The organism is Herbihabitans rhizosphaerae (assembly GCF_004216555.1).
Classification (GTDB): Bacteria; Actinomycetota; Actinomycetes; order Mycobacteriales; family Pseudonocardiaceae; genus Herbihabitans; species Herbihabitans rhizosphaerae.
This window is the reverse complement of sequence record NZ_SGWQ01000002.1, coordinates 318,063-339,961: the sequence shown is the minus strand read 5'-3', so window position 1 is coordinate 339,961 and position 21,899 is coordinate 318,063. Positions and strand designations below refer to the sequence as shown.

General features: G+C 69.7%; 27 protein-coding genes. 8 read left to right on the top strand and 19 right to left on the bottom strand.

Annotation, left to right across the window (positions count from 1 at the left end; translation table 11 throughout):
- The first annotated feature begins 55 nt into the window (after positions 1–55).
- Complete coding sequence (locus tag EV193_RS07135; protein ID WP_130343204.1) at positions 56–988, top strand: LysR family transcriptional regulator ArgP; 933 nt, start codon at positions 56–58, stop codon at positions 986–988.
- Here the strand turns inward: EV193_RS07135 and mug are convergent.
- Genes mug through EV193_RS07085 form a run of 10 tightly spaced genes read right to left on the bottom strand, consistent with a single transcriptional unit; the run spans position 934 to position 8,683 of the window.
- Positions 934–1,404 carry a G/U mismatch-specific DNA glycosylase gene (mug, locus tag EV193_RS07130; protein ID WP_423202140.1) on the bottom strand — a complete coding sequence of 157 codons (471 nt, stop codon included), beginning with the start codon at positions 1,402–1,404 and terminating at the stop codon, positions 934–936. The two genes, EV193_RS07135 and mug, sit on opposite strands and share 55 nt — an antisense overlap.
- Before the next feature lie 49 nt (positions 1,405–1,453).
- On the bottom strand, positions 1,454–1,852 hold the full coding sequence (locus tag EV193_RS07125) for a metal-sulfur cluster assembly factor (protein ID WP_130343202.1): 399 nt from the start codon (positions 1,850–1,852) through the stop codon (positions 1,454–1,456).
- Positions 1,849–2,424: a Uma2 family endonuclease gene (locus EV193_RS07120; RefSeq protein ID WP_130343201.1), complete on the bottom strand. Its 576-nt coding sequence runs from the start codon at positions 2,422–2,424 to the stop codon at positions 1,849–1,851. The genes EV193_RS07125 and EV193_RS07120 overlap by 4 nt, the downstream gene beginning before the upstream one ends.
- Positions 2,421–2,858, bottom strand: a complete 438-nt coding sequence (gene sufU / locus EV193_RS07115) for a Fe-S cluster assembly sulfur transfer protein SufU (protein WP_130343200.1) — start codon at positions 2,856–2,858, stop codon at positions 2,421–2,423. Before sufU ends, EV193_RS07120 begins: the two co-directional genes overlap by 4 nt.
- On the bottom strand, positions 2,855–4,141 hold the full coding sequence (locus tag EV193_RS07110; RefSeq protein ID WP_130343199.1) for a cysteine desulfurase: 1,287 nt from the start codon (positions 4,139–4,141) through the stop codon (positions 2,855–2,857). Before EV193_RS07110 ends, sufU begins: the two co-directional genes overlap by 4 nt.
- Positions 4,142–4,171: 30 nt before the next feature.
- Positions 4,172–4,945 (bottom strand): Fe-S cluster assembly ATPase SufC, encoded by a 774-nt coding sequence (gene sufC / locus EV193_RS07105; protein ID WP_130343198.1) that lies wholly within the window; start codon positions 4,943–4,945, stop codon positions 4,172–4,174.
- Positions 4,946–4,974: 29 nt separating this feature from the next.
- Positions 4,975–5,289, bottom strand: coding sequence for a Rieske 2Fe-2S domain-containing protein (locus EV193_RS07100; protein WP_130343197.1), 315 nt, complete (start codon positions 5,287–5,289; stop codon positions 4,975–4,977).
- Positions 5,289–6,494 (bottom strand): Fe-S cluster assembly protein SufD, encoded by a 1,206-nt coding sequence (sufD, locus tag EV193_RS07095; protein WP_130343196.1) that lies wholly within the window; start codon positions 6,492–6,494, stop codon positions 5,289–5,291. Before sufD ends, EV193_RS07100 begins: the two co-directional genes overlap by 1 nt.
- Entirely contained in the window at positions 6,495–7,940 is a 1,446-nt protein-coding gene (gene sufB, locus EV193_RS07090; RefSeq protein WP_130343195.1) for a Fe-S cluster assembly protein SufB, read from the bottom strand.
- Positions 7,937–8,683: a helix-turn-helix transcriptional regulator gene (locus EV193_RS07085; protein ID WP_423202139.1), complete on the bottom strand. Its 747-nt coding sequence runs from the start codon at positions 8,681–8,683 to the stop codon at positions 7,937–7,939. Before EV193_RS07085 ends, sufB begins: the two co-directional genes overlap by 4 nt.
- 106 nt (positions 8,684–8,789) lie before the next feature.
- Here EV193_RS07085 and mptB point away from each other — a divergent pair, with 106 nt between their 5' ends.
- Genes mptB through EV193_RS07070 form a run of 3 tightly spaced genes read left to right on the top strand, consistent with a single transcriptional unit; the run spans position 8,790 to position 12,137 of the window.
- Positions 8,790–10,439 carry a polyprenol phosphomannose-dependent alpha 1,6 mannosyltransferase MptB gene (gene mptB / locus EV193_RS07080; RefSeq protein WP_242613189.1) on the top strand — a complete coding sequence of 550 codons (1,650 nt, stop codon included), beginning with the start codon at positions 8,790–8,792 and terminating at the stop codon, positions 10,437–10,439.
- A complete protein-coding gene (locus tag EV193_RS07075) occupies positions 10,432–11,370 on the top strand; it encodes an ABC transporter ATP-binding protein (protein WP_130343194.1) in 939 nt (312 codons plus the stop codon). The genes mptB and EV193_RS07075 overlap by 8 nt, the downstream gene beginning before the upstream one ends.
- Positions 11,371–11,423: 53 nt before the next feature.
- Complete coding sequence (locus EV193_RS07070; RefSeq protein ID WP_130343641.1) at positions 11,424–12,137, top strand: ABC transporter permease; 714 nt, start codon at positions 11,424–11,426, stop codon at positions 12,135–12,137.
- Here EV193_RS07070 and EV193_RS07065 read toward each other — a convergent pair.
- A complete protein-coding gene (locus EV193_RS07065) occupies positions 12,084–12,524 on the bottom strand; it encodes a hypothetical protein (protein ID WP_165401247.1) in 441 nt (146 codons plus the stop codon). The genes EV193_RS07070 and EV193_RS07065 overlap by 54 nt on opposite strands.
- 42 nt (positions 12,525–12,566) lie before the next feature.
- On the opposite strand from EV193_RS07065, the gene EV193_RS07060 reads away from it, so the two are divergent.
- Positions 12,567–13,532 (top strand): COX15/CtaA family protein, encoded by a 966-nt coding sequence (locus EV193_RS07060; protein WP_242613188.1) that lies wholly within the window; start codon positions 12,567–12,569, stop codon positions 13,530–13,532.
- A 1-nt stretch (position 13,533) separates the two neighbouring features.
- Here the strand turns inward: EV193_RS07060 and EV193_RS07055 are convergent, their stop codons facing one another.
- Entirely contained in the window at positions 13,534–13,836 is a 303-nt protein-coding gene (locus EV193_RS07055) for a hypothetical protein (protein ID WP_130343191.1), read from the bottom strand.
- Between the two features lie 121 nt (positions 13,837–13,957).
- On the opposite strand from EV193_RS07055, the gene EV193_RS07050 reads away from it, so the two are divergent.
- From EV193_RS07050 to EV193_RS07040, 3 genes are read left to right on the top strand one after another with little or no spacing between them, the layout of a single operon-like run.
- Positions 13,958–14,272 carry a YbaB/EbfC family nucleoid-associated protein gene (locus EV193_RS07050; RefSeq protein ID WP_130343190.1) on the top strand — a complete coding sequence of 105 codons (315 nt, stop codon included), beginning with the start codon at positions 13,958–13,960 and terminating at the stop codon, positions 14,270–14,272.
- Positions 14,273–14,277: 5 nt separating this feature from the next.
- Entirely contained in the window at positions 14,278–14,607 is a 330-nt protein-coding gene (locus EV193_RS07045; protein WP_130343189.1) for a hypothetical protein, read from the top strand.
- Positions 14,604–15,185, top strand: a complete 582-nt coding sequence (locus tag EV193_RS07040; RefSeq protein WP_130343188.1) for a hypothetical protein — start codon at positions 14,604–14,606, stop codon at positions 15,183–15,185. The genes EV193_RS07045 and EV193_RS07040 overlap by 4 nt, the downstream gene beginning before the upstream one ends.
- 219 nt (positions 15,186–15,404) lie before the next feature.
- Here the strand turns inward: EV193_RS07040 and EV193_RS07035 are convergent, their stop codons facing one another.
- The 7 genes from EV193_RS07035 to rpmI form a co-directional block, all read right to left on the bottom strand.
- On the bottom strand, positions 15,405–15,701 hold the full coding sequence (locus EV193_RS07035; protein ID WP_130343187.1) for a hypothetical protein: 297 nt from the start codon (positions 15,699–15,701) through the stop codon (positions 15,405–15,407).
- A 10-nt stretch (positions 15,702–15,711) separates the two neighbouring features.
- Positions 15,712–18,234, bottom strand: coding sequence for a phenylalanine--tRNA ligase subunit beta (pheT, locus tag EV193_RS07030; protein WP_130343186.1), 2,523 nt, complete (start codon positions 18,232–18,234; stop codon positions 15,712–15,714).
- On the bottom strand, positions 18,231–19,301 hold the full coding sequence (gene pheS / locus EV193_RS07025) for a phenylalanine--tRNA ligase subunit alpha (RefSeq protein ID WP_130343185.1): 1,071 nt from the start codon (positions 19,299–19,301) through the stop codon (positions 18,231–18,233). Before pheS ends, pheT begins: the two co-directional genes overlap by 4 nt.
- 138 nt (positions 19,302–19,439) lie before the next feature.
- Positions 19,440–20,267 (bottom strand): DUF6159 family protein, encoded by an 828-nt coding sequence (locus tag EV193_RS33190; RefSeq protein WP_165401273.1) that lies wholly within the window; start codon positions 20,265–20,267, stop codon positions 19,440–19,442.
- A gap of 88 nt (positions 20,268–20,355) precedes the next feature.
- Positions 20,356–21,201, bottom strand: coding sequence for a TrmH family RNA methyltransferase (locus EV193_RS07015; protein WP_130343640.1), 846 nt, complete (start codon positions 21,199–21,201; stop codon positions 20,356–20,358).
- Positions 21,198–21,584: a 50S ribosomal protein L20 gene (gene rplT / locus EV193_RS07010; RefSeq protein WP_130343184.1), complete on the bottom strand. Its 387-nt coding sequence runs from the start codon at positions 21,582–21,584 to the stop codon at positions 21,198–21,200. The genes EV193_RS07015 and rplT overlap by 4 nt, the downstream gene beginning before the upstream one ends.
- Positions 21,585–21,652: 68 nt before the next feature.
- Entirely contained in the window at positions 21,653–21,847 is a 195-nt protein-coding gene (gene rpmI / locus EV193_RS07005) for a 50S ribosomal protein L35 (RefSeq protein ID WP_130343183.1), read from the bottom strand.
- Between the last annotated feature and the right edge of the window lie 52 nt (positions 21,848–21,899).

Sequence of the window (21,899 nt, the reverse complement as noted above, 5' to 3'; positions counted from 1 at the left end):
TAAGTCCGGCCCTACCATAAGACCAGCTACAGTTCTTTACGTATCATTAGCAACCATGATGATCGATCTGCCGCCGGAGAGCGTCCGTACCCTGGTCGCCGTCGTGGACGAGGGCACGCTCGACGCGGCCGCCAGGGCGCTGCACGTCACGCCGTCCGCGGTCAGCCAGCGGATCAAGTTGCTCGAACAGCGGGCCGGCCGGGTGCTGCTGGTGCGCGCGAAACCGGTGCGGCTGACCGAATCCGGCGAAGTCGTGGTCGCGTTCGGCCGTCAGCTCGTGATGCTGGAGCGCGATCTTCGGGCCAGCCTCGCGCTGTCCGACGATCCGGTGCCGGTGCCGATCGCGGTGAACGCCGACTCGCTGGCGACCTGGTTCCGCCGCGTCATCCGCGATCTCGCCGGCGACGACCTGGTCGCGCTGCGGGTGCGCCGCGAAGATCAGGACCACACCACGGAGCTGCTTCGCCAGGGGCTGGTGGTCGCGGCCGTCACGTCGTCCGCCACCCCGGTCCAGGGTTGTCTGGTGCGTGGGCTCGGCGGCATCCGGTACCACGCGGCGGCGACCAAGGCGTTCCACACGCGCTGGCTCGCCGGCCGGCCGCTGGCCACCGCACTGGCCGAGGCGCCGGTCGTGGTGTTCGACGAGCGCGACGACCTGCAGGACCGGTTCTGCCGGGAGGTCACCGGGCAGGCTCCGCTCGGCGTGCGGCACCACGTGCCGGACGGGCAGGCGTACACCGAAGCGGTCAGCGCCGGCCTCGGCTGGGGTGTGCTGATGGACGAGCAGTTCGCCATGGCCGGCCCGCTGGTGCGGCTGGCTGGCAACCACTCGTTCCGCGTGCCGCTGTACTGGCAGCAGTGGAAGCTGGACTCGCCGTCGCTGCGCCGGGTGGCCGACGCGGTGTCCGCCGCCGCTGCCGGCCTGGACGACCATCAACCAGACGCGCGCCGCAGGGCCGCGAACTCCTCGGCGAGCGCCGGAAGCTGATAGTGCGCGTTGAGGCCGCTCGGGTTGGGCAGCACCCACAGGCCGTCGGACTGCTCCCCCACAGTCGCATGGAGACGGTCGAACGCGGTGCGGTACGCGGTGACGCCGACGACGGCGATCCACCGCGGCTCGTATCGCGCGGCCAGCTCACGCAGCCGCTCACCACCCGCGGCCAGCTCCGCCGCGGTCAGCTCGTCGGCGCGCGCGGTGGTCCTGGCGACGAGGTTCGTGACACCGAGCCCGTAGTCAAGAAGGTGCTCCTGCTCGTCCGGCCGCAGCTGTCTCGGCGTGAAGCCGGACAGGTGCAGGGCGGGCCAGAACCTGTTGCCAGGCCTGGCGAAATGGTGCCCGGTGGCACCGGAGTACAGGCCGGGGTTGATCCCGCAGAACAGCACCCGCAGCCCGGGCGCGATCACGTCCGGGATCGTTCGCGCGCGAGCCGCCTCCAGCTCCGCGCGGGTGGGCCTAGACAGTGAAGCCGAGTGCGCGGAGTTGCTCGCGCCCGTCCTCGGTGATCTTCTCCGGCCCCCACGGCGGCATCCAGACCCAGTTGATCCGGTAGTCCGACACCAGGCCGCCGCCCGGGCCGCCGGTGAGCGCCGTCTTCGTCTGGTCCTCGATCACGTCGGTCAGCGGGCAGGCCGCGGACGTCAGCGTCATGTCCAGCGTCACCGAGTTGTCGTCCTCGACGTGGATGTCGTACACCAGGCCGAGGTCAACCACGTTGATGCCCAGCTCTGGGTCGACCACGTCGCGCATGGCCTCCTCGACGTCGTCCACCGCGGCCAGGTCCGCCTTCGGCGCGGGCGGCTCCGGCAGCGATTCGACGCCACGCTCCACGTTCTCGGTACTCGTGTCAGTCATTCGGGCTTCCCTCCCTCGACTCGCCGTGCGGCCAGTTCCTCGAGATCGACAGCGATCGGAAATGGATCACCGGTCACGAACTTGCCGGTGACGGCATCCGCCACTCGGTACACCGGACCGTCGAGGCGGTACGCCGTCAGCGACACCGGCTGCTTGAGATCGATCACCCAGTAGTGCTCGATGCCGGCCTCGGAGTACTCCATCGGCTTGATCTTGGTGTCCGTGCGGTACGAACCGGGCGAGATGATCTCCACCGCGATCAGGGCCTCGGCGGCGGGCACATTGCGAGCGTCGTCGGCCGGCGCCACCACCACGTCCGGCACTCGGACGATCGGCGGCTCACCCGCCTGGACGATGAGGTCCAACTCGCCGAACGCCTCCCATTCGGGCGGCAGTTGCTCGTTGAGTATCGGAACCAACTTGTTGATCACCCGCTGGTGCGGCTTGGCGGGCCGGGGGCTCACGATCAGCACTCCCTCGTGCAGTTCGTAGATACGAGAGTTGTCTTCGGGGAGCGCAAGAAACTCGTCGAGTGACAGCAGATGGTCAGGCCACGGAGCGGCGGTTGTCATGCGGCCTCCACTCGTCCGATCGCGTCCTTGAAAGCCATCCAACCCAGTAGAGCACATTTGACGCGGGCCGGATATTTCGCCACACCCGCGAAGGCGATGCCGTCCTCGAGCACGTCCTCGTCCGGCTCGACCTTGCCACGCCCCTGCATCAGGTCCACAAAAGAGTCCATTGTGGACAGTGCGTGTTCGACCGTGTCACCGACCACGAGATCGGTCAGCACCGACGTGGCGGCCTGGCTGATCGAGCAGCCCTGCGCCTGGTAGGAGACGTCGGTGACTTTCTCGCCGTCCAGCTTCACCCGGAGCGTGACCTCGTCCCCACACGTGGGGTTGACCTGGAACGACTCCGCGTCGAACGGCTCGCGCAGGCCACGCCCGTGCGGGTTCTTGTAGTGGTCCAGGATGATCTCCTGGTACATGGACTCGAGATTCACTGTGCTGTCCCGAAGAACTTCTGCGTTGCGCGGACACCGGCGACCAGTGCGTCCACATCGGACAGATCGTTGTACACGTACACGCTGGCGCGCACCGTCGCCGGCACGCCGAGCCGCCGGTGCAGCGGCCACGCGCAGTGGTGCCCCACCCGAACCGCGATGCCCTGGTCGTCCAGCACCTGGCTGACGTCGTGCGGGTGAATCCCGTCCACCACAAAGGAAATCGCGCCACCACGGTCCACGGTGGACGTCGGCCCGACGATCCGCACACCGTCCACTTCGGACAGTCCGGCGAGTGCGGCCTCGGTGAGCGCGTGCTCGTGCGCGGCCACCTTGTCCATGCCGATCGCGGTGAGGTAGTCCACCGCGGCGCCGAGCCCGACCGCCTCGGAGATCATCATGCTGCCGGCCTCGAACCGCTGCGGCGGCGCGGCGAACGTGGTCCGCTCCATGGTGACCAGCTCGATCATCGATCCGCCGGTGAGGAACGGCGGCAGCGCCTCCAGCAGCTCGCGGCGGCCGTAGAGCACGCCGATCCCTTGTGGCCCAAGCATCTTGTGGCTGGAGAACACCGCGAAGTCGATACCCAGGCCGGCGAAGTCCACCGGCGAGTGCGGCACCGACTGGCACGCGTCCAGCACGGTCAGCGCGCCGACCTTGTGCGCCGCCTCGACGAGCGTCTTCACCGGGTTGACCGTGCCGAGCACGTTGGACTGGTGCGCGAACGCGACCAGCTTCGTCCTCGGCGTGATCACGCTGTCCACATCGGACAGATCGAGCCGGCCCTCGTCGGTGACACCGAACCAGCGCAGGGTGGCACCGGTCCGCTTGGCCAGCTCCTGCCAGGGAACGAGGTTCGCGTGGTGCTCCATCTCGGTCACCACGATCTCGTCGCCGGGTCCGAGCGTGAACCTGTGCGCCTCGGGGCCCGCCGTCGCGGCGTTGCCCATCGCGTACGCCACGAGATTCACGCTCTCGGTGGCGTTCTTCGTGAACACCACCTCACCAGGCGTCACACCGACGAACGCGGCGATCTTGGCGCGAGCGCCCTCGTAGGCGTCCGTGGCCTCCTCGGCGAGCTGGTGCGCACCCCTGTGCACCGCCGCGTTGGAGGTCTCCAGGAACGTGCGCTCGGCGTCGAGCACCTGGCGGGGGCGTTGCGAGGTGGCGCCGGAATCCAGGTACACCAAGGGTTTCCGGTCCCGCACCGTGCGCGCGAGGATCGGGAAGTCGGCACGCAGAGCCGCCACGTCGAGTGGCAGGACAGGGCTTACCGTCGTCATGTCCGACACCTCCTCTCGTGAGCTACAACGTCAGCCGGCCGCCGAAGCTTCCTGCTTGACGCCGTACTTCACGTAACCCTCGGACTCGAGCTGGTCGGCGAGTTCCTTGCCGCCCGACTCGACGATCCGGCCGCCCGCGAACACGTGCACGAAGTCCGGGGTGATGTGCCGCAGAATCCGGGTGTAGTGCGTGATCAGCATGACGCCGACCTCACCGGACTCCTTGTACTTGTTCACGCCGTCGGACACCACGCGCAGCGCGTCCACGTCCAGGCCGGAGTCGGTCTCGTCCAGGATCGCGATCTTCGGCTGGAGCAGCGACAGCTGCAGGATCTCGTGCCGCTTCTTCTCACCGCCGGAGAAGCCCTCGTTCACCGACCGCTCGGCGAACGCCGGGTCGATGTCGAGGTCGGACATCGCGGTCTTGACCTCCTTGACCCAGTGCCGCAGCTTCGGCGCCTCGCCGCGCACGGACGTCGCGGCGGTGCGCAGGAAGTTCGACATGGACACGCCGGGGACCTCGACCGGGTACTGCATCGCGAGGAACAGGCCCGCCCGCGCGCGCTCGTCCACGGTCATCTCCAGCACGTCCTCGCCGTCCAGCGTGATCGAGCCGGAGGTCACCTGGTACTTCGGGTGCCCGGCGATCGCGTAGGACAGGGTGGACTTGCCGGACCCGTTCGGGCCCATGATCGCGTGCGTCTCGCCGGCCTTGATGGTGAGGTCGACGCCGGAGAGGATCTCCTTCTCCGCCTCGTCAGTCGTGACGCTGACGTGCAGGTCCTTGATCTCCAGTGTGGCCATCTCTACTTCGCTTCTCCTTGGTGGGTAAGTCAGTTCGTCACGGTGGCGACGTCGACGTGCACGTCATCGTCCACAATGGACACCGCGTACACGTCGACCTTCTCGGTCGCCGGCGGGGAGGACGGCGCGCCGGTGCGCAGGTCGAAGCAGGAACCGTGCAACCAGCACTCGATCCCGTTCTTCGTGACCTCGCCCTCCGACAGCGAAAGCTCCGCGTGCGAGCACTCGTCGCGCAGCGCGTGCACCGTGTCGCCGTCGCGCACCAGCACGACGTCGACGTCGTCGACCTGGACGGCCAGCGGCTTGCGGTCGTCCAGCTCCGACAGTGCACAGGCGCGGGTCATCAGATGCCCACCGCTTCCAGCTCCGCCTCGATCGCCGCCTCGAGCCGCTCGCGGATGTCCGGCACACCGATCTTGAGCAGGATCTCGTGGAAGAACCCACGCACCACGAGCCGTCGTGCCGCGTCCTCCGGAATGCCGCGAGCCTGCAGGTAGAACAGCTGCTCGTCGTCGAACCGGCCGGTGGCGCTGGCATGTCCGGCGCTGACGATCTCGCCGGTCTCGATCTCCAGGTTCGGCACCGAGTCCGCCCGCGCGCCGTCGGTGAGGATCAGGTTCCGGTTCAGCTCGAAGGTCTCCGTGCCCTCGGCCGCCGCGCGGATCAGCACGTCGCCTATCCATACCGTGTGCGCGGCAGGCTCATTTTCACGGCCCTGCAGCGCGCCCTTGTAGGTCACGTCGGACTTGCAGTTCGGCACCGCGTGGTCCACGAACGTGCGGTGCTCAAAGTGCTGGCCGGCGTCGGCGAAGTACAGGCCGAGCAGCTCCGCGTTGCCGCCCTTGTCGGCGAACGTGGCGGTCGGGCTGACCCGAACCACGTTGCCGCCCAACGTGATCACCGTGTGCTTGAGCGTGGCGTCCCGGCCGACCTTGGCGTGGTGCGCGGACACGTGCACCGCTTCGTCGGCCCAGTCGTGCACGGCGACGATGGTGAGCTTCGCGCCCTCGTCCACCACCAGCTCGACGTTGTCGGCCAGCGTGCCGGCGCCCCGGTGGTCGAGCACCACGACGGCCTCGGCGAACCGCTCGGCGTGCACCAGCAGGTGTCCGTAGGCGACCTTGCCCTCGCCAGGGCCGGTGATCGTCACCGTGGACGGCGCGCTCGCGCGCACCTCCTTGCCGATGGTGATCACGGTCGCCGACTCGAACGAGGAGTACGCCTGCGCGGCCACCCGATCGGCCGGAACACCGGCCGTGCCGAGCCGCTTGTCTTGCCGCGCAACGGTTTCCACCGTCAGCTCCGGCGCGGCCGCGACGTCCACAGTGGACTGGCCGGTGGCCTCGACGCCGGTGTGCAGGCCGGAGAGGCGCTTCATCGGCGTGAAGCGCCAGATCTCCTCGCGGCCGCTGGGTACCTCGAAGGCTTCCACGTCGTAGGAGCTGAACCACTCAGCCCTGGACGCGGTCGGGCTAGTTCTTTGACCTTTTCGGGCTCGTTCCTCGCCCGGGGCCACACCGTGCGAGTGCGGCTGTTCAGTCGTGGTCATCTAGCCGACGGCCCCTTCCATCTGCAGCTCGATGAGCCGGTTCAGCTCGAGCGCGTACTCCATGGGCAGCTCACGCGCGATCGGCTCGACGAACCCGCGCACCACCATGGCCATCGCCTCGTCCTCGGTGAGGCCGCGCGACATCAGGTAGAACAACTGGTCCTCGGAGACCTTGGACACCGTGGCCTCGTGGCCCATCTGCACGTCGTCCTCACGGATGTCGACGTACGGGTAGGTGTCACTCCGGCTGATCTGGTCGACCAGCAGCGCGTCGCACTTCACGGTGGACTTCGAGCCGTACGCCCGCTTGTTGACCTGCACGAGACCGCGGTACGACGTGCGGCCACCGCCACGGGCCACCGACTTCGACACGATCGTGGAGGACGTGTGCGGCGCCATGTGCACCATCTTCGCGCCGGCGTCCTGGTGCTGGCCCTCGCCCGCGAACGCGATCGAGAGCACCTCGCCCTTGGCGTGCTCGCCCATCAGGAACACCGACGGGTACTTCATGGTGACCTTGGAGCCGATGTTGCCGTCGATCCACTCCATGGTCGCGCCCTCTTCGGCCTTGGCGCGCTTGGTGACCAGGTTGTAGACGTTGTTCGACCAGTTCTGGATGGTCGTGTACCGGCAGCGGCCGCCCTTCTTCACCACGATCTCCACGACCGCGGAGTGCAGCGAGTCCGACGAGTAGATCGGCGCGGTGCAGCCCTCGACGTAGTGCACGTAGGCGTCTTCGTCGACGATGATCAGGGTCCGCTCGAACTGGCCCATGTTCTCGGTGTTGATCCGGAAGTAGGCCTGCAGCGGGATGTCCACGTGCACGCCCGGCGGCACGTAGATGAACGAGCCACCCGACCACACGGCACCGTTCAGAGCGGAGAACTTGTTGTCCCCGTGCGGAATCACGGAGCCGTAGTACTCCTGGAACAGCTCCGGGTGCTCCTTGAGGGCGGTGTCGGTGTCGAGGAAGATGACACCCTTTTCCTCGAGGTCCTCGCGGATCTTGTGGTAGACGACCTCGGACTCGTACTGCGCGGCGACGCCCGCCACGAGGCGCTGCTTCTCCGCCTCCGGGATGCCGAGCCGGTCGTAGGTGTTCTTGATCTCCTCGGGCAGGTCCTCCCAGGAGGCGGCCTGCTGCTCGGTGGAGCGCACGAAGTACTTGATCGTGTCGAAGTTGATGCCCGAGAGGTCCGCACCCCAGTTCGGCATCGGCTTGCGGTCGAACAGCCGCAACGCCTTCATGCGGGACTCGAGCATCCACTCCGGTTCGCTCTTCTTCCCGGAGATGTCCCGGACGACGTCCTCGTTGAGGCCGCGCCGCGCACTCTCACCCGCCGAGTCCGAGTCGGCCCAGCCGAACTCGTAGCGGCCGATGCTCGCCAGCGTCTCTTCTTGGGAAAGGGGCGTGGTGGTGGGTCGCTGCTCGGCAGCGGTAGTCATTCGGGTTTCCCTCCATCCGGGGTCGTGCTCTCCGGTGCGGTGCTGCCATGCTGCGGCCCCGCCGGTACGTGCGTCGTGCACGCGGCGTCGCCGCGGGCGATGGTTGCCAGCCGTTGCACGTGGGTGCCGAGCAGGTCGGCGAACGCGGCCGTCTCGGCTTCGCACAACTGGGGGAACTCGGCCGCGACGTGCGCCACCGGGCAGTGGTGCTGACACAGCTGTTCCCCCGCCCCGACGCGGCGCGTCGAGGCAGCGTAACCCTCGCGGGTCAGCGCGGTGGCCAGGGCCTCCGCGCGGTGCTCAGGGTCGATCTCGGCGGTCACCGACTCGCGGTGCCGCTGTACCAGCGTGGCCACCCGACGCTCGGCGAACTCCCGTACCGCCTGCTCGCCCTCGTGCTCGGCGAGGAACCGCAGGGCGGCGACGGCGAGATCGTCGTAGGCGTGCCCGAATCGCGACCGTCCCGCCTCCGTGAGGAGGAACAACTTCGCGGGACGGCCTCGCCCCCGACGAGCGGAACGTGGCGCTTCCCTCGTGCACACCTCGCCGTCGGCGATCAGCGCGTCGAGGTGCCGCCGCACGGCCGTCGGGCTGAGGCCGAGTGCCTCCGCTACGGCGACCGCGGTGATCGGGCCCTGCTCCAGCAGCAGACGCGCCACACCCTGGCGGGTGCGGCCGTCGGCGTGCTGCACCGTCGCGGGGACGTGTGTCTCCGCAACAGAACGAGCCTCGGGCTTTTTCACAACACAAGTGTGTCTTATTTCCGGCGCGGGGGCAAAGACCCACCACCACCGGGTGACCGGACTCACCCGATCAAGGTCGGGTCCGGCTACCGCTACCCTTCGACGCGTGGTGACGGGAGGACTGCGAGGTGGGGCCGCACAGCGGTCACGCAGCGTGCCGGCGACACCGCCGCCCGTCGAACCCGAGGCGCTGAACGGGCAGGAACGCCGGCAGCTCACCGTGGTGCGCCGGTACGGCACGCTCGGCGCGCTGCTGCTGGCCGTCGCGTCCCTGGGCGCTGGCGCCGCACCGGTGTACAACCCGGTCACCGGCGTCCCGGTACTCGGCCTGTTCGCCCGAATGCCGACCGTCGCGCTGGCCTGCGGATTCGCCGGTATGGCGATCATCGTGATCAGCTGGCTGCTGCTCGGCCGCTTCGCCCGGCCCGGCCGCGAACGGCTGATGTCCAAGTCGCAGATGGACCGCACGCTGATCATGTGGGCGACGCCGCTGGCGCTGATCCCACCGCTGTTCTCGCGCGACGTCTACAGCTACATCGCCCAGGGCAAGATCACCGCGCGCGGCATCGACCCGTACCTGCTCGGTGCGGCACAGGCACTGGGCCTCGCCGACCCGCTCACCCGTGACATCCCGAACATGTGGAAGGAGACGCCCGCGCCGTACGGGCCGCTGTTCCTGCAGTGCGCGCGCTGGTTCTCCGAGATCACCAGCGACAGCGTCGTGGTCAGCGTCCTGCTGCACCGCGGGCTGGAGCTGCTCGGCGTCGCGATGATCGTCTGGGCGCTGCCGAGGCTCGCCAAGCGGTTCGGCGCGCAGCCGGTGTCCGCGCTGTGGCTGGGCGCGGTGAACCCGCTGGTGCTGTTCCATTTGATCGCGGGCGCGCACAACGAGGCGCTCATGATCGGCTTCATGATGGCCGGCCTCGAGCTGGCGCTGCGCCACGTGCCGGTCACCCGACCAGGTGAAAAACCCGACAAGCCACCACCCTGGCAACGCGGCGAGCTGTTGTGGTTGATCATCGGCGCGGTGGTGATCACGCTCGGCGCCGCGGTGAAGATCTCGGCGATGCCCGCACTCGGATTCCTCGGCGTGATCGTGGCGAGACGGTGGGGCGCCACGTTCGCGCACCTGGTGAAGGCGGCCGCGTTCATGATCGCGATCTCGGCGACCGTGCTGGTCACCGCCTCGCTGGTGACCGGGCTCGGCTTCGGCTGGACCGGCCAGCTCGGCACGCCTGGCCTGGTGCGCAGCTGGATGGCGCCGGTGACCGGGGTCGGCATGCTCTCCGGTCAGCTCGGCGTCCTGCTGCAGCTCGGCAACCACACCGACGCGGCGATCGACGTGGCCAGGTTGATCGGTATGGCGCTGGCCGCCGCGATCTGCGTGCGGCTGCTGTGGCGCAGCTTCCGCGGACGGCTGGACCCGATGATCGGACTCGGGCTCGCGCTCGGCGTGGTGGTCGCGCTCGGCGCCACGGTCCTCCCCTGGTACCTGCTGTGGGCGGTGATCCCGCTGTCCGCGGCGGTCGGCGACAACCGTTTCCGCACCGTGGCGGCCGGCGTGTGCGCGTTCATCGCGCTGGCCCAGCCGCCCACCGGCAGCGGTTTCCTCGGGCACGCGTTCGTGCTGCCGCAGGCGTATCTGGGTGCCGCGGTCGTGGTCGCGCTGAGCCTCCTGGTGGTGAACCGCACACTCCCGATACGCCGCCGCAAGGCCGCACAGGGGGACGCGGATAGGCTCTCCGTCCGTGAGTAGTGCTGCAGACCGGCCCGCCGTCGAGGTGCGTGGCCTGACCAAGCGCTACTCGGGCACCACCGCCGTCGACGGCCTGGATCTGAGCCTGCCGCGCGGCCACGTGCTCGCGCTGCTCGGACCGAACGGGGCGGGCAAGACGACCACGGTGGAGACGTGTGAGGGGTTCGTCCGCCCGGACGCCGGCACCGTGTCCGTGCTGGGGCTCGACCCGGTCACCCAGTCCGAGAAGCTGCGTCCCCGGATCGGCGTGATGCCGCAAGGCGGCGGCGCCTACCCCGGTGTGCGCGCCGAGGAGATGCTGCGGCTGGTCGCGGCCTGCGCGGCGAACCCGCTCGACCCGGCCTGGCTGATCGAGACGCTCGGCCTGTCCGGTTCCGCGCGCACCCCGTACAAGCGGTTGTCCGGCGGACAGCAGCAGCGGCTGTCGCTCGCGTGCGCGCTGATCGGGCGGCCCGAGCTGGTCTTCCTGGACGAGCCGACCGCCGGCATGGACCCGCAGGCGCGCCGGCTGGTGTGGGAGCTGGTCCGGGCGCTGCGCACCGACGGCGTCACCGTGCTGCTCACCACGCACCTGATGGAGGAGGCGGAGGCGCTCGCCGACCACGTCGTGATCATCGATCACGGCCGGGTCGTCGCGGAGGGCACGCCGAGCGAGCTGACCAGCGAGCACCCCGCGGAGGCGCAGCTGCGGTTCCGCGCGCGGGCGGGGATGAGCACCGAGCTGCTGGCCGCCGCGCTGCCGGAGGACTGTCGGGTGGTCGAGTCGTCGCCCGGCGCGTACCTGGTGTCCGGGCCGGTCGATCCGCAGGTGGTGTCCACGGTGACCGCGTGGTGTGCGCAGCAGGGCGTGCTCGCCGAGGAGTTGCACGTCGGGCGGCGCAGCCTGGAGGACGTGTTCCTCGATCTGACCGGACGGGAGCTGCGATCGTGACCTTCCCCGCCGGCACCTTCACGCCGTCGCCCGGCACCGGGCGGCTCGGCCGGATGCTGCTCACGCACGCGCGCACCGAGGCGATGCTGACCCTGCGCAACGGCGAGCAGGTGCTGCTGACCCTGCTGATCCCGCTGGCGCTGCTGGTCGGGCTCACGCTGGTGCCGATCGTGTCGCTGCCCGACCCCCGGGTGGACGAGGTGACGCCGCGGATCTTCGCGCTGGCGATCATGTCCTCGGCGTTCACCGGGCAGGCGATCGCGCTCGGCTTCGACCGCCGCTACGGCGTGCTGCGGCGGCTGGCAGCCACCGCGCTCCCCCGCTGGCTGCTGGTGGCCGGCCGGGTGGTCGGCGGGCTGGCCGTGGTGGTGATCCAGATCGTGCTGCTGGCGGTGGTCGCGGCGATCATGGGCTGGTCGCCGGACGCCGTCGGTCTACTGTGGACGGTCGTGCTGATCCTGTTGGGCGCCTTGGCTTTCGGCGCGCTCGGGGTGTTGCTCGGCGGTGCCCTCAAGGCCGAGGTCGTGCTCGCGGTGGCGAACATCGTGTGGTTCATCCTGCTGCTCGCGGGCGGGATCATGGTGCCGGCGTCGTCGATGCCCGGAGTGCTCGGGGACCTGGTCGCGCTGCTGCCGTCCGGCGCGCTCGCCGAGGGCCTGCACGGCGCGCTGGTCTCTGGTGCACCCGGGTGGCAGCCGTTCCTCGTGCTCGTCCTATGGGGTGCCGCCGCGAGCGCGCTGGCCACCCGCACGACGAAGCTCACCTGACGCGGCGGCGAGCACCAGCGCGACCGCCACGACCTCGATCATCCGTGCCAGTAGACCTCCGAGCCGGCGAAGGCGGCACCGTATACCGGCATGCGCAGCGCCATCAGTGCCGGCGCGCCTTGCCCGTTGGAGTCGCCCCAGCCGGCCGTCCACAGCGCGTCGGTGAGGATCCGCCGCCACCGCGATGAACCCGAGCCAGGTCGCCCACCCCGGACGGCGACCGGCACCGGGCAGCGCGACCAGCGTCACGGCCGCCAGCACGACGACGCCCGCGACCAGTGCCACGAACAGGAACCGGTTCTCCTCGCTGGATGAGGTCCGCTCCAGCGGCACGAACAGATGGATCGCGCAGGCCTCGACCGCCATCGCGGCGCTCACCGCGTCCATACCAGCAAGTGGCGCCAGTTCGCCGGCAGATACCCTTGGCGGGTGCTCGACACGCTCAAGGCCAGGATCGACCGGATTCCCGCTCCCAGTCATCGGCTGGTGCGCACCATCGCGCTGGTGAACCTGATCCTGCAGGGCACGATCGCGGTGACCGGTTCGATCGTGCGGGTGACCGGCTCCGGGCTCGGCTGCCCGACCTGGCCGGAGTGCTTCCCCGGCAGCATGGTCCCGGTCGAGCACCCCGAGTACGAAATGCTCAACCAGTGGATCGAGTTCGGCAACCGCCTGCTGAACGGCGTGATCGGCGCCGGCGCGCTAGCCGTGTTCGCCGCCGTGTGGCTGTCTCGGCCGCGTCGTTCCCGCGTGGTGAAGCTGGCCGTCGCGATGCCGGCCGGCGTGCTGTTCCAGGGTGTGCTCGGCGGGATCACGGTGCGCACCAACCTGCTCTGGTGGACCGTCGCGCTGCACCTGATCGCGTCGGCCGTGCTGGTGTGGTTCGCGTTCCTGTTGCTGCACGCGATCAACGACGCCGACGGCCCGCCGCGCAAGCTCGTGCCGCCGGTGGTGTCCCACCTGCTCGTGGTGGCCGTCGTGGTGCTCGGCGGGCTGGTGGTCGCCGGCACGATGGTGACCGGAGCCGGCCCGCACGCGGGCGACAGGGACGTGCCTCGGCTGAACCTGCCCGTCGAGACGCTGGCACACGTGCACGCCTCGCTGCTGTACACCTTCCTCGCGCTGCTGCTGATCATCGGCGCGGTGATCTGGCGGACCGCGCGGCACGAGCGAAAGCTGTGGCGCCGCTACCTCACGCTGGTCGCCGTGGTGCTCGCCCAGGGCTTGATCGGCGTGGTGCAGTTCCTCACCGATGTGCCCGGCGGACTGGTCGTCCTGCACGTGCTCGGCGCCATGTCGGTGATCGTCGCCACGGCCGCCTTCTGGTGCGCCACAACGGATCGCGCACCACACACCGAGGACGCCGAACAAGCCGAGGTGCGCGTCCCCGCCTGAGTCAGCACCGCTGCTTCGGGTGCGGCGGCAGCGAGTGGACCAGCCACTGATTTCCCGTGCACGGCCACTCCGGCAGTACCGGGGTGTTGCGCGCACGCTCCCACTGATCATCGGCGGCGACTCGCTGCTCCACGAGCGTGTCGACCGCGGCGGCCCGCGCCCGCACCGGCCGGACGAACACCGGCGCCGTGATCGGCGTGCGCGTGTCGGCCCGCACCCACACCGGCCGCTCGCGCGCCACCGGGCGTGGGCCGAGCGAGTCGCCGGCCCGTGCGCGCACCCACCGTTCTGCGGAATCCCTCACGCCTGATTCGACCAGCCACCACCACACGGGTTCCACCCGGAGATCGACTTTCGAACGCCGTCGAAAGAGAAACCGGCCCGCGGTCGGACCCGTCGGAGCCGGCGAACGAGGGGGTGAGGTCATGGGACAGCTGCCATCGCTCGACGAGCTGGCCGCACAGGTGGAGCGGGTCGACAAGGGCCTGCTCGCGCTCAAGCGGGAGCTGGCCGAGCTGACCACCACCGCGCGGGACGACCACGCGCTGGTCGAGGTGACCGTCGACAGCACGGGCGAGCTCACCGAGGTCGCGCTGAACGCCACGCTGGTGCACAAGGTCGACCCGAAGACGCTAGCGGCGGCCATGTTGCAGGCCACACGGTCGGCACAGCGCGAGACGCGGCAGACGGTCGAGCAGCGGCGGTCCTACCACCTCGGCAGTCCGGCACGAGAAAGGTGACAGTGATGAAAGGACCGGGGTACCAAACCGACACCGGAGGGCTGCGCGACAGCGCCGACGGATTCCGGAACGTGCACGGCGGGGTGAGCGACGCGCAGGACAGCCTCAACCAGATCTCCGTGCCGCACGAGGCGTTCGGGGTGTCCGGACCGGGGCCGCGGCTCGCCGCCGGCATCGAGGACATGATCGGCACGACGCTCGGCGAGGTCGACGACCTGCTCGGTCAGCTCGACGAGTTCATCGGCAACGTGAACGCGTCCGCCGACACCTACGACGATCTCGAAAGCGACAACGGCGCGAAGCTCCAGGCGACCTACCGGGAGGACCGGTCATGACTCACCCGGCATTGGAGGCGGCGGCCAAGGACTGCAAGACCTTGGCGAGAGCGTCAGCGTCGGTGGGTGGGCCTGATCCGGTGGACGCGATCAAGCACATGGATTGCGACCCCGAGGCGATCAACCAGCTTGCCGAGCAGATGGACCCTGGCCTCACCAAACTTCGGCAGAAGATCGCCGACGCCGAGGCCGAGCTGACGAAGCTCACCGACAGTGGGGATTCCGGCGACGCGCACAAAAAGAAGGTCGCCAAGGCGAAGCATCTCATCGAGAAGCTGAGCAAGAAGCACGAGGACCTACGCCAGACTCAGGACGCGATCTACGTGATCGCCTACCAACTCGACAAGCGGGCGGCCAAGTACGGCGAGTGGATCACAGGGATCGCCGATCACAACCACACGAACGCGCTCATCGTTCTCGGTGATTTCACCGGCGTCGGGTCCGACCTCACGGGCGCGACCGAAGCGGTCCTCAAAGCGGTCGACAGCATCATCAAGCTCGCCAGGGACTTCCAGGAAGAGGTCAACGAACTCCGCCAGCGTGCCGCCGAACTCGCGGCGCGCATCCACCAGAACTAGTCCAACTCGTAGCTGAACGAGCCGTACATGCCGGGCACCCGGAATGCCATCCTCGGGTTGCTCGACTCGGTGATCGGCGCCAACTGGGCAGCGTCAGGTGCTGCTCGAGACCAAGCGCCAGCCGCCGAGGTGGATCAGCCGCTGGACGATGTCGTCGGCGTAGCCGTCGCGCTCGGTGACGCCGTCCATTCGTAATCTTCGCGGGACTTTCGGGTGCGCTCACCCCTTGGTTCGGGTCGCCATCTTGCGGCGGTGCGCGGCACCGATCTGGGCCGCCGCAGTCGTCTCCGGGTCCCAAGCGGACAGTTCCAGACCGGCCACCTTCTCCACCAGCGTCTCGCCCAGCTCCGGAGTGGGAACGATCACGTCGCCCAGCACGCCGTCGGCGCCGACGAGCACCACGCGGGCTCCGGCACGGCCGATGTTCTCCACCACGGCACGCGCCGGTTTCCCGTGTGCCGCAACGAAAGCCGTCGCCGACTTGATCGCCTTCGGATCCACGGTCTGCTCAGCCATGGCGAACACTCTAGGCGCGCAGGGCCGCGCCGACACGTTCTGTGGCGGCCGCCACGGCGGCGTCCCGCGCGGTGGTGGCCTCCTCGGCGGTGAGCGTGCGATCCGGCGCGCGGAACCGCAGCGAGTACGCCAGCGACCGCTTGCCCTCGCCCACCTGCTCGCCGGTGTACACGTCGAACAGCGCGACGTCCTCCAACAGCTCGCCGCCACCGGACCGCAGCGCGTCCCGCACCTCGGCCACCGGCACGTCGGCGTCCACCACGAGCGCCACGTCCATCAGCACCGGCGGGTACGGCGACACGTCCGGTGCCGGCCGCTTCTCCAGCAGCGGCAACGCGTCCAGGTCCAACTCCATCGCGCAGGTGCGCTTGGGCAGTCCGAGCGCCTCGACGACCTTCGGGTGCAACTCGCCGGCGTGTCCGACCGGCCAGTCGCCGACCCGCAACTGCGCGCACCGGCCGGGGTGCCACGGCATGAGATCACCGGCGACCACCCGCAGCTCCACGCCGGCAGCGGCGGCGACCCGGTGCGCGGCGGCCACGGCGTCGGCCCAACTCGCGGGCTCACCCGGCCCCCACCATCCGGCGCGCGGCCGGTCACCGGCGAGCACCACGGCCACGTGCACCGGCTGCTGCGGCAGCGCCGCCCGCAAACCGGCCAGGTCCTCGTCGCTCGGGCGGCCGGCGACGCCGACGTCCGGCACCTCGAGCTGCTCGGCCTTGGGCAGCACGACCTGCCCGACGTGGTACAGCGCGACATCGCGCGCACCCCGGGATATGTTGCGGGACAACGTTTCCAGCAACCCGGGCAGCAGCGTGGTGGCCAACTCGTTCGCGTCGGCCTCGAGCGGGTTCAGCAGCTTCACGGTCCGCCGGCGGACGTCGTCCTCGGGCAGCCCGAGCGCGTCCCAAGTGGACGGATCGACGAACGGGAACGGCAGCACCTCGACGTATCCGGCCTCGGCGAGCGCCCGCGACACGGTGCGTCTGCGGCGCTGCGCGGCGCTCAGTCCACGACCGGCCGACGCGGCGGGAAGCTCCGACGGGATGCTGTCGTAGCCCTCCAGCCGCAGCACCTCCTCGACCAGGTCGGCCGGTTGCTTCAGGTCGGCCCGCCACGGCGGCGGGATCGCGATCACGTGCGGCTTGCCGCCCTCGTGGCTGGCGACGTCGGTACGGCAGCCGATCTGGTGCAGCCGCCGAACGGTCACGCCACGCGGGTAGCGCACGCCGGCGACCTGGTCGGGCAGGTCGATCGGCATGGTCACCGCCTCGGGCAGGGTCGGCTGGCCGACGTCGGTGCGACCCGGCTGGATCGTGCCGTCGCCGAGCTCGCGGAGAAGGCGCGCCGCCCGCTCCAGCGCGACCGGCCCGAGCATCGGGTCGACCGTGCGCTCGAACCGCTTGGACGCCTCCGAGCCGAGCTTGTGCCGGCGCGCGGTGCGAGCGATCGACGGCGGATCCCACACGGCCGCCTCAAGGAGAATGTCGCTGGAGTCGACGCGCACCTCGGTGGTCTCGCCACCCATGATCCCGCCGAGGCCGATCGGGCCGGACGCGTCGCACACCACGATGTCGTCCGGGTCCAGCTCGCGCTGCACACCGTCCAAAGTGGACAGCTTCTCGCCCTTCTTGGCCCGCCGCACCACGATGTCGCCGTTGAGCGCGCTCGTGTCGTAGGCGTGCATCGGCTGGCCGAGCTCGAGCATCACGTAGTTGGTGACGTCCACGGCCAGCGAGATCGAGCGGATGCCGGCGAGCATCAGCCGCCGCTGCATCCAGAACGGCGTCGGCGCGTCCACGTCAACACCGCTGACCCGGCGCGCCACGAATCTGGGGCACGCCTCGGCGTCCTCGATGGACACCGGGTAGGCGTCACCCTCGGCCTGCGGCACCTCACCCTGGGCGGGATCGCCGAACACCAGATCGGTGCCGGCGGCCAGATCGCGGGACAGGCCGCGCACCGAGAACGCGTAGCCGCGGTCCGGGGTGATCGCCAGCTCCACCACCGAGTCGTGCAACTCGAGCAGTTCGATCGCGTCGTCGCCCGGCTCCGCCTCACCGCTGGGCAGCACCAGGATGCCGCCCTGATCGTCGCCGAGGCCGAGCTCACGGGTGGAGCAGATCATGCCGTCGCTGACCCGCCCGTAGGTCTTGCGCTGGGCGATCTCGGACCCGCCGGGCAACACGGCGCCGGGCAGCGCCACCACGACGAGGTCGCCCTCCTTGAAGTTGAACGCGCCGCAGATGATCCCTCGGGTGCGCGGGGTGTCCGCGTCGATGTCGACGTCGTCCTCGTGCACGGTCTCCACGAGGCAGAACCGGATCGGCTTCTTGAACTCGGTGAGGGGCTCGATCTCGGCCACCCTGCCGACCACGAGCGGGCCGGTGACCTGGTCGAGCGAGTGCAACTCCTCGACCTCGAAACCGACCTTGACCAACGCCTCGGCGGCCTGTTCGGGCGTGAGCTCGTCGGGCTTGAGATCCCCGGACGGCTCGAGGTAGTTCTTCAGCCAGCTGACCGGGACTCTCACTCCGCCTCCGTTCCGAAGGGCACGGTGAACCGGACGTCACCCTCGACCATGTCGCGCATGTCGGGAATCCCGTTGCGGAACTGCAGCGTGCGCTCGAGCCCCATGCCGAAGGCGAATCCACTGTAGATGTCGGGATCGATCCCGCACGCGCGCAGCACGTTCGGATTGACCATGCCGCTGCCGCCCCACTCGACCCAGCCTGGGCCGCCCTTCTTCTGCGGGAACCACACGTCGGTCTCCGCGGACGGCTCGGTGAACGGGAAGAACGACGGGCGCAGCCGCACCTTCGCCTCCTCGCCGAACATGGCCCTGGCGAACGCGTCCAGGGTGCCCTTGAGGTTCGCCATGGTCAGGCCCTTGTCCACCGCGAGACCCTCGATCTGGTGGAACACCGGCGTGTGCGTGGAGTCCAGCTCGTCGGTGCGGAAGGTGCGGCCGGGGCAGACCACGTACACCGGAAGATCACGCTCCAGCAGCGAGTGCACCTGCACCGGGGAGGTGTGCGTACGCAGCACGAGCCCGGAGTCCTCCGGCGCCACGTAGAAGGTGTCCTGCATGGTGCGCGCCGGGTGGTCCTTGCCGAAGTTGAGCGCGTCGAAGTTGAACCACTCGGTCTCCAGCTCCGGCCCCTCGGCGACCTCCCAGCCCATGCCGACGAACACGTCGGACACCAGCTCGGCGATCGTGGTGATCGGGTGCCGGGCGCCGCGCGGGGTCTTGTCCCACGGCAGCGTGACGTCGACCCGCTCGTCCCGGAGCACGCGCTCGTCCCGCTCGGCGAGGAGCTGCTCGCGCCGCTCGTCGAAGACGGCCTGCACGGCGGTCCTGGCTTCGTTGACCCGCTTTCCGGCGTCCGAACGCGCCTTCGGCGGCAGCGCGCCGATCTCCCGGCGCGCGGTCAGCAACGGCGACTTGTCGCCGAGGTGTGCCGGCTTGATCTTGGCGAGTGCGTCGAGATCCGCGGCTGCGGCGAACTCCTCGCGCGCCTTCTCGACCGCCGACTCCAGGGTCTCCGGCGCGAGCGCCGCGACCTGCTTGGGGTCGTAGGAATCATTGGCTCCGGACATCGCGGGTGGGCAACTCCTCATGGCCTCTTGGGTGATGGGTGTGCACCAGTCCACTGAGCCGGCGCAGGCATGTCCGTCGGACGCGGCCTCGATCTTATGGGATGCCTCCGCGCCGCGTTCACTCTGTCGCCGCTGGGATCACCGTTTCGAGGCGAACATGTGTGACAGGTCGGCCTGCTCGAACGCGGGTGGGGTGGCGCCGTCGGCCGCGAACCGGTAAAGCGCGGTCTGGTAGATGCCGGTCAGCGCGGTCATCACGATCGCCACCACGAGGAACCACACCACCGCGACGATCAGGCAGGCGAGCGCCGTGGCACCGCCGGCGGACACGCCCAGGGCGATCAGCGCGACGCCGGGCAGGGTCAGCAGGAAGCCGAGGATGCCGAGGCCGGCGTTGCCGACCACGTTCTCGCCCCAGGTGCCCTTGAACATCTCCGCCGACCGGCTCAGCCCCTGCTTCACGCCGACCCGCTCCAGCACCAACACCGGCAGCACCAGGAACGTGACGAGCTGCCAGGCGAGCCCGACCAGGCCGACGATGAACCGGCCGAGGAAGCCGAGCCGCTCCTCGATCGCGCGCAGGATCACCGACACGGTGGCCGAGATCACCGCCCACGGCAGGATCCGCAGCCAGTTCTCTCCCGCCACCTTGAGACCGCCCTTGACGCTCGGGTCGCCGCCGGACAGCGCGATGTTCGCCTGCGAGATCAATGCGGCGTTGAAGAAGATCGTGACGTACGCCGACACCAGGTAGAACAGCCCCAGCAGCACGTAGGACAGCGGCTTCACGCCGCCGTTGTTGTCCATCTCCGACCAGGACACCGCCGCGGCCGGCGCGAGGAACGCCACCGCGACGACCACGCTCGCGACCCCGGACAGCACCGGGAACACCGCCAGCTCCTTGCGTGACCGCAATACCGCCCAGGACGCCTTGAACAGCTGCCACGAACGCGCGAACCGGCCCATCGTTGTCCTCCCCATGCGAACAGTGATGGCGCACCCTACTGCGGGCGGCAGGCACCGAGGTCACATTCCGGCGGCGAAACCGCGGAATTCAGCCGATCCGGTGGCGCCGGGCGCTCGCGTACAGGCAGACCGCCGCGGCCGTCGCCAGGTTGAGGCTCTCCGCCGCGCCGTGGATCGGCACCCGCAGCGACGCGTCCACCGCGGCCAGCACCTCGGCATCCAGCCCGTGCGCCTCGCTGCCGAACACCCACGCGGTGGGGCCGTCCAACTCGCCGTTGTCGGCCGCACCGTCCACGTCGGCCTCGGCATACCCGTCGGCGGCGACCACCCGAAGCCCGGCGGCGCGACAGGCGACCAGCGCTTCGTCCACAGTGGACACTCGGGCGACGGGCAGGTGGAAGACACTGCCGGCCGAGGCGCGAACCGCCTTGCCGTTGTGCGGGTCGACCGTGCCGCCGGCGAAGATCACCGCGTCCGCACCGGCCGCGTCGGCGACCCGGGTGACGGTGCCCGCGTTGCCCGGATCGGAGATCCCGGCGAGCACGGTGACCAGCTTCGGCCGGCCGTCCAGCGCGTCGGCCAGCGGCACCTCGACGAGGTCGCAGACAGCCACGATTCCTTGCGGTGTCACGGTTTCCGACAGGCTCGCGACGGCCTTGTCGGTCAGCGGCGATACCCGCACGCCGGTCTCGCGTGCCGCGTCGATCAGCTCGGCGTGACGGTCCTCGGTGGACTCGCCGACGAACAGCTCGTGCACGGTGCCACGCCCGGCCGCCGCCCAGGCCAGCGCCTCGCGCACGGCCTGTGCGCCCTCGGCGAGGAACCGCCGCGCCTTGTCCCTGCCGGCGCGGCGGGTCAGGTGCCGGGCAGCGACGACCCGGGGTGTCCGCTCGGTGAAGAGTGGACCCTCCCCGGGTCGCGTGGTGTTGCTCAGGCCTCGCCCTTGGCGAGCGCGCCCTGGACCGGCGCGTTCTTCTTGGCGATCTCGACCAGCGCCGCGAACGCGGTCGGGTCGGACACCGCCAGCTCGGCGAGGATCTTCCGGTCGACCTCGACACCGGCGGCCTTCAGGCCTTGGATGAACCGGTTGTAGGTCAGGCCGTTCTGCCGCGCGCCCGCGTTGATCCGCTGGATCCACAGCTTGCGGAAGTCACCCTTGCGGGCCCGGCGGTCCCGGTAGGCGTAGTTGAGCGAGTGGAGCATCTGCTCCTTCGCCTTGCGGTACAGCCGCGAACGCTGGCCGCGGTAACCGCTGGCCGACTCGAGAGTTGTGCGGCGCTTCTTGTGGGCGTTGACCGCCCGCTTGACGCGTGCCACGGGTCCGTCCTGTCGATCTCATGGGGGCTGGGGATCGTCCCGGCCGCCCTGGTGGTCAGTGTCTGGTATCAGCGGCCGAGCAGCTTCTTGACGCGGCGCACGTCCGCGGGGGCCACCTCGGTGGTGCCGGCGAGACGGCGGGTCAGCGTGGAGGGCTTCTTCTCCAGGTTGTGCCGTGTGCCGGCCATCTCGCGGCGCAGCTTGCCCTTGCCGGTGATCCTGACGCGCTTGCGGATCCCGCTGTGGCTCTTGTTCTTCGGCATGTTCGTCCCTCATCATCGTCCCGCCGCCGGCTCGGCGGCGGGGCATCTCTGG

Bases quoted from the DNA above. Each gene is read 5' to 3' on its own strand.
- EV193_RS07045 (WP_130343189.1), top strand. From the start codon at position 14,278: ATGAAAGGACCGGGGTACCAAACCGACACCGGAGGGCTGCGCGACAGC.
- pheS (WP_130343185.1), bottom strand. From the start codon at position 19,301: ATGTCCGGAGCCAATGATTCCTACGACCCCAAGCAGGTCGCGGCGCTC.
- EV193_RS07040 (WP_130343188.1), top strand. From the start codon at position 14,604: ATGACTCACCCGGCATTGGAGGCGGCGGCCAAGGACTGCAAGACCTTG.
- EV193_RS07050 (WP_130343190.1), top strand. From the start codon at position 13,958: ATGGGACAGCTGCCATCGCTCGACGAGCTGGCCGCACAGGTGGAGCGG.
- EV193_RS07065 (WP_165401247.1), bottom strand. From the start codon at position 12,524: ATGGACGCGGTGAGCGCCGCGATGGCGGTCGAGGCCTGCGCGATCCAT.
- sufD (WP_130343196.1), bottom strand. From the start codon at position 6,494: ATGACCACGACTGAACAGCCGCACTCGCACGGTGTGGCCCCGGGCGAG.
- rpmI (WP_130343183.1), bottom strand. From the start codon at position 21,847: ATGCCGAAGAACAAGAGCCACAGCGGGATCCGCAAGCGCGTCAGGATC.
- EV193_RS33190 (WP_165401273.1), bottom strand. From the start codon at position 20,267: ATGGGCCGGTTCGCGCGTTCGTGGCAGCTGTTCAAGGCGTCCTGGGCG.
- EV193_RS07125 (WP_130343202.1), bottom strand. From the start codon at position 1,852: ATGACTGACACGAGTACCGAGAACGTGGAGCGTGGCGTCGAATCGCTG.
- EV193_RS07110 (WP_130343199.1), bottom strand. From the start codon at position 4,141: ATGACGACGGTAAGCCCTGTCCTGCCACTCGACGTGGCGGCTCTGCGT.
- EV193_RS07035 (WP_130343187.1), bottom strand. From the start codon at position 15,701: ATGGCTGAGCAGACCGTGGATCCGAAGGCGATCAAGTCGGCGACGGCT.
- sufB (WP_130343195.1), bottom strand. From the start codon at position 7,940: ATGACTACCGCTGCCGAGCAGCGACCCACCACCACGCCCCTTTCCCAA.
- EV193_RS07135 (WP_130343204.1), top strand. From the start codon at position 56: ATGATGATCGATCTGCCGCCGGAGAGCGTCCGTACCCTGGTCGCCGTC.
- EV193_RS07120 (WP_130343201.1), bottom strand. From the start codon at position 2,424: ATGACAACCGCCGCTCCGTGGCCTGACCATCTGCTGTCACTCGACGAG.
- sufC (WP_130343198.1), bottom strand. From the start codon at position 4,945: ATGGCCACACTGGAGATCAAGGACCTGCACGTCAGCGTCACGACTGAC.
- EV193_RS07100 (WP_130343197.1), bottom strand. From the start codon at position 5,289: ATGACCCGCGCCTGTGCACTGTCGGAGCTGGACGACCGCAAGCCGCTG.
- EV193_RS07070 (WP_130343641.1), top strand. From the start codon at position 11,424: ATGCTGCTCACGCACGCGCGCACCGAGGCGATGCTGACCCTGCGCAAC.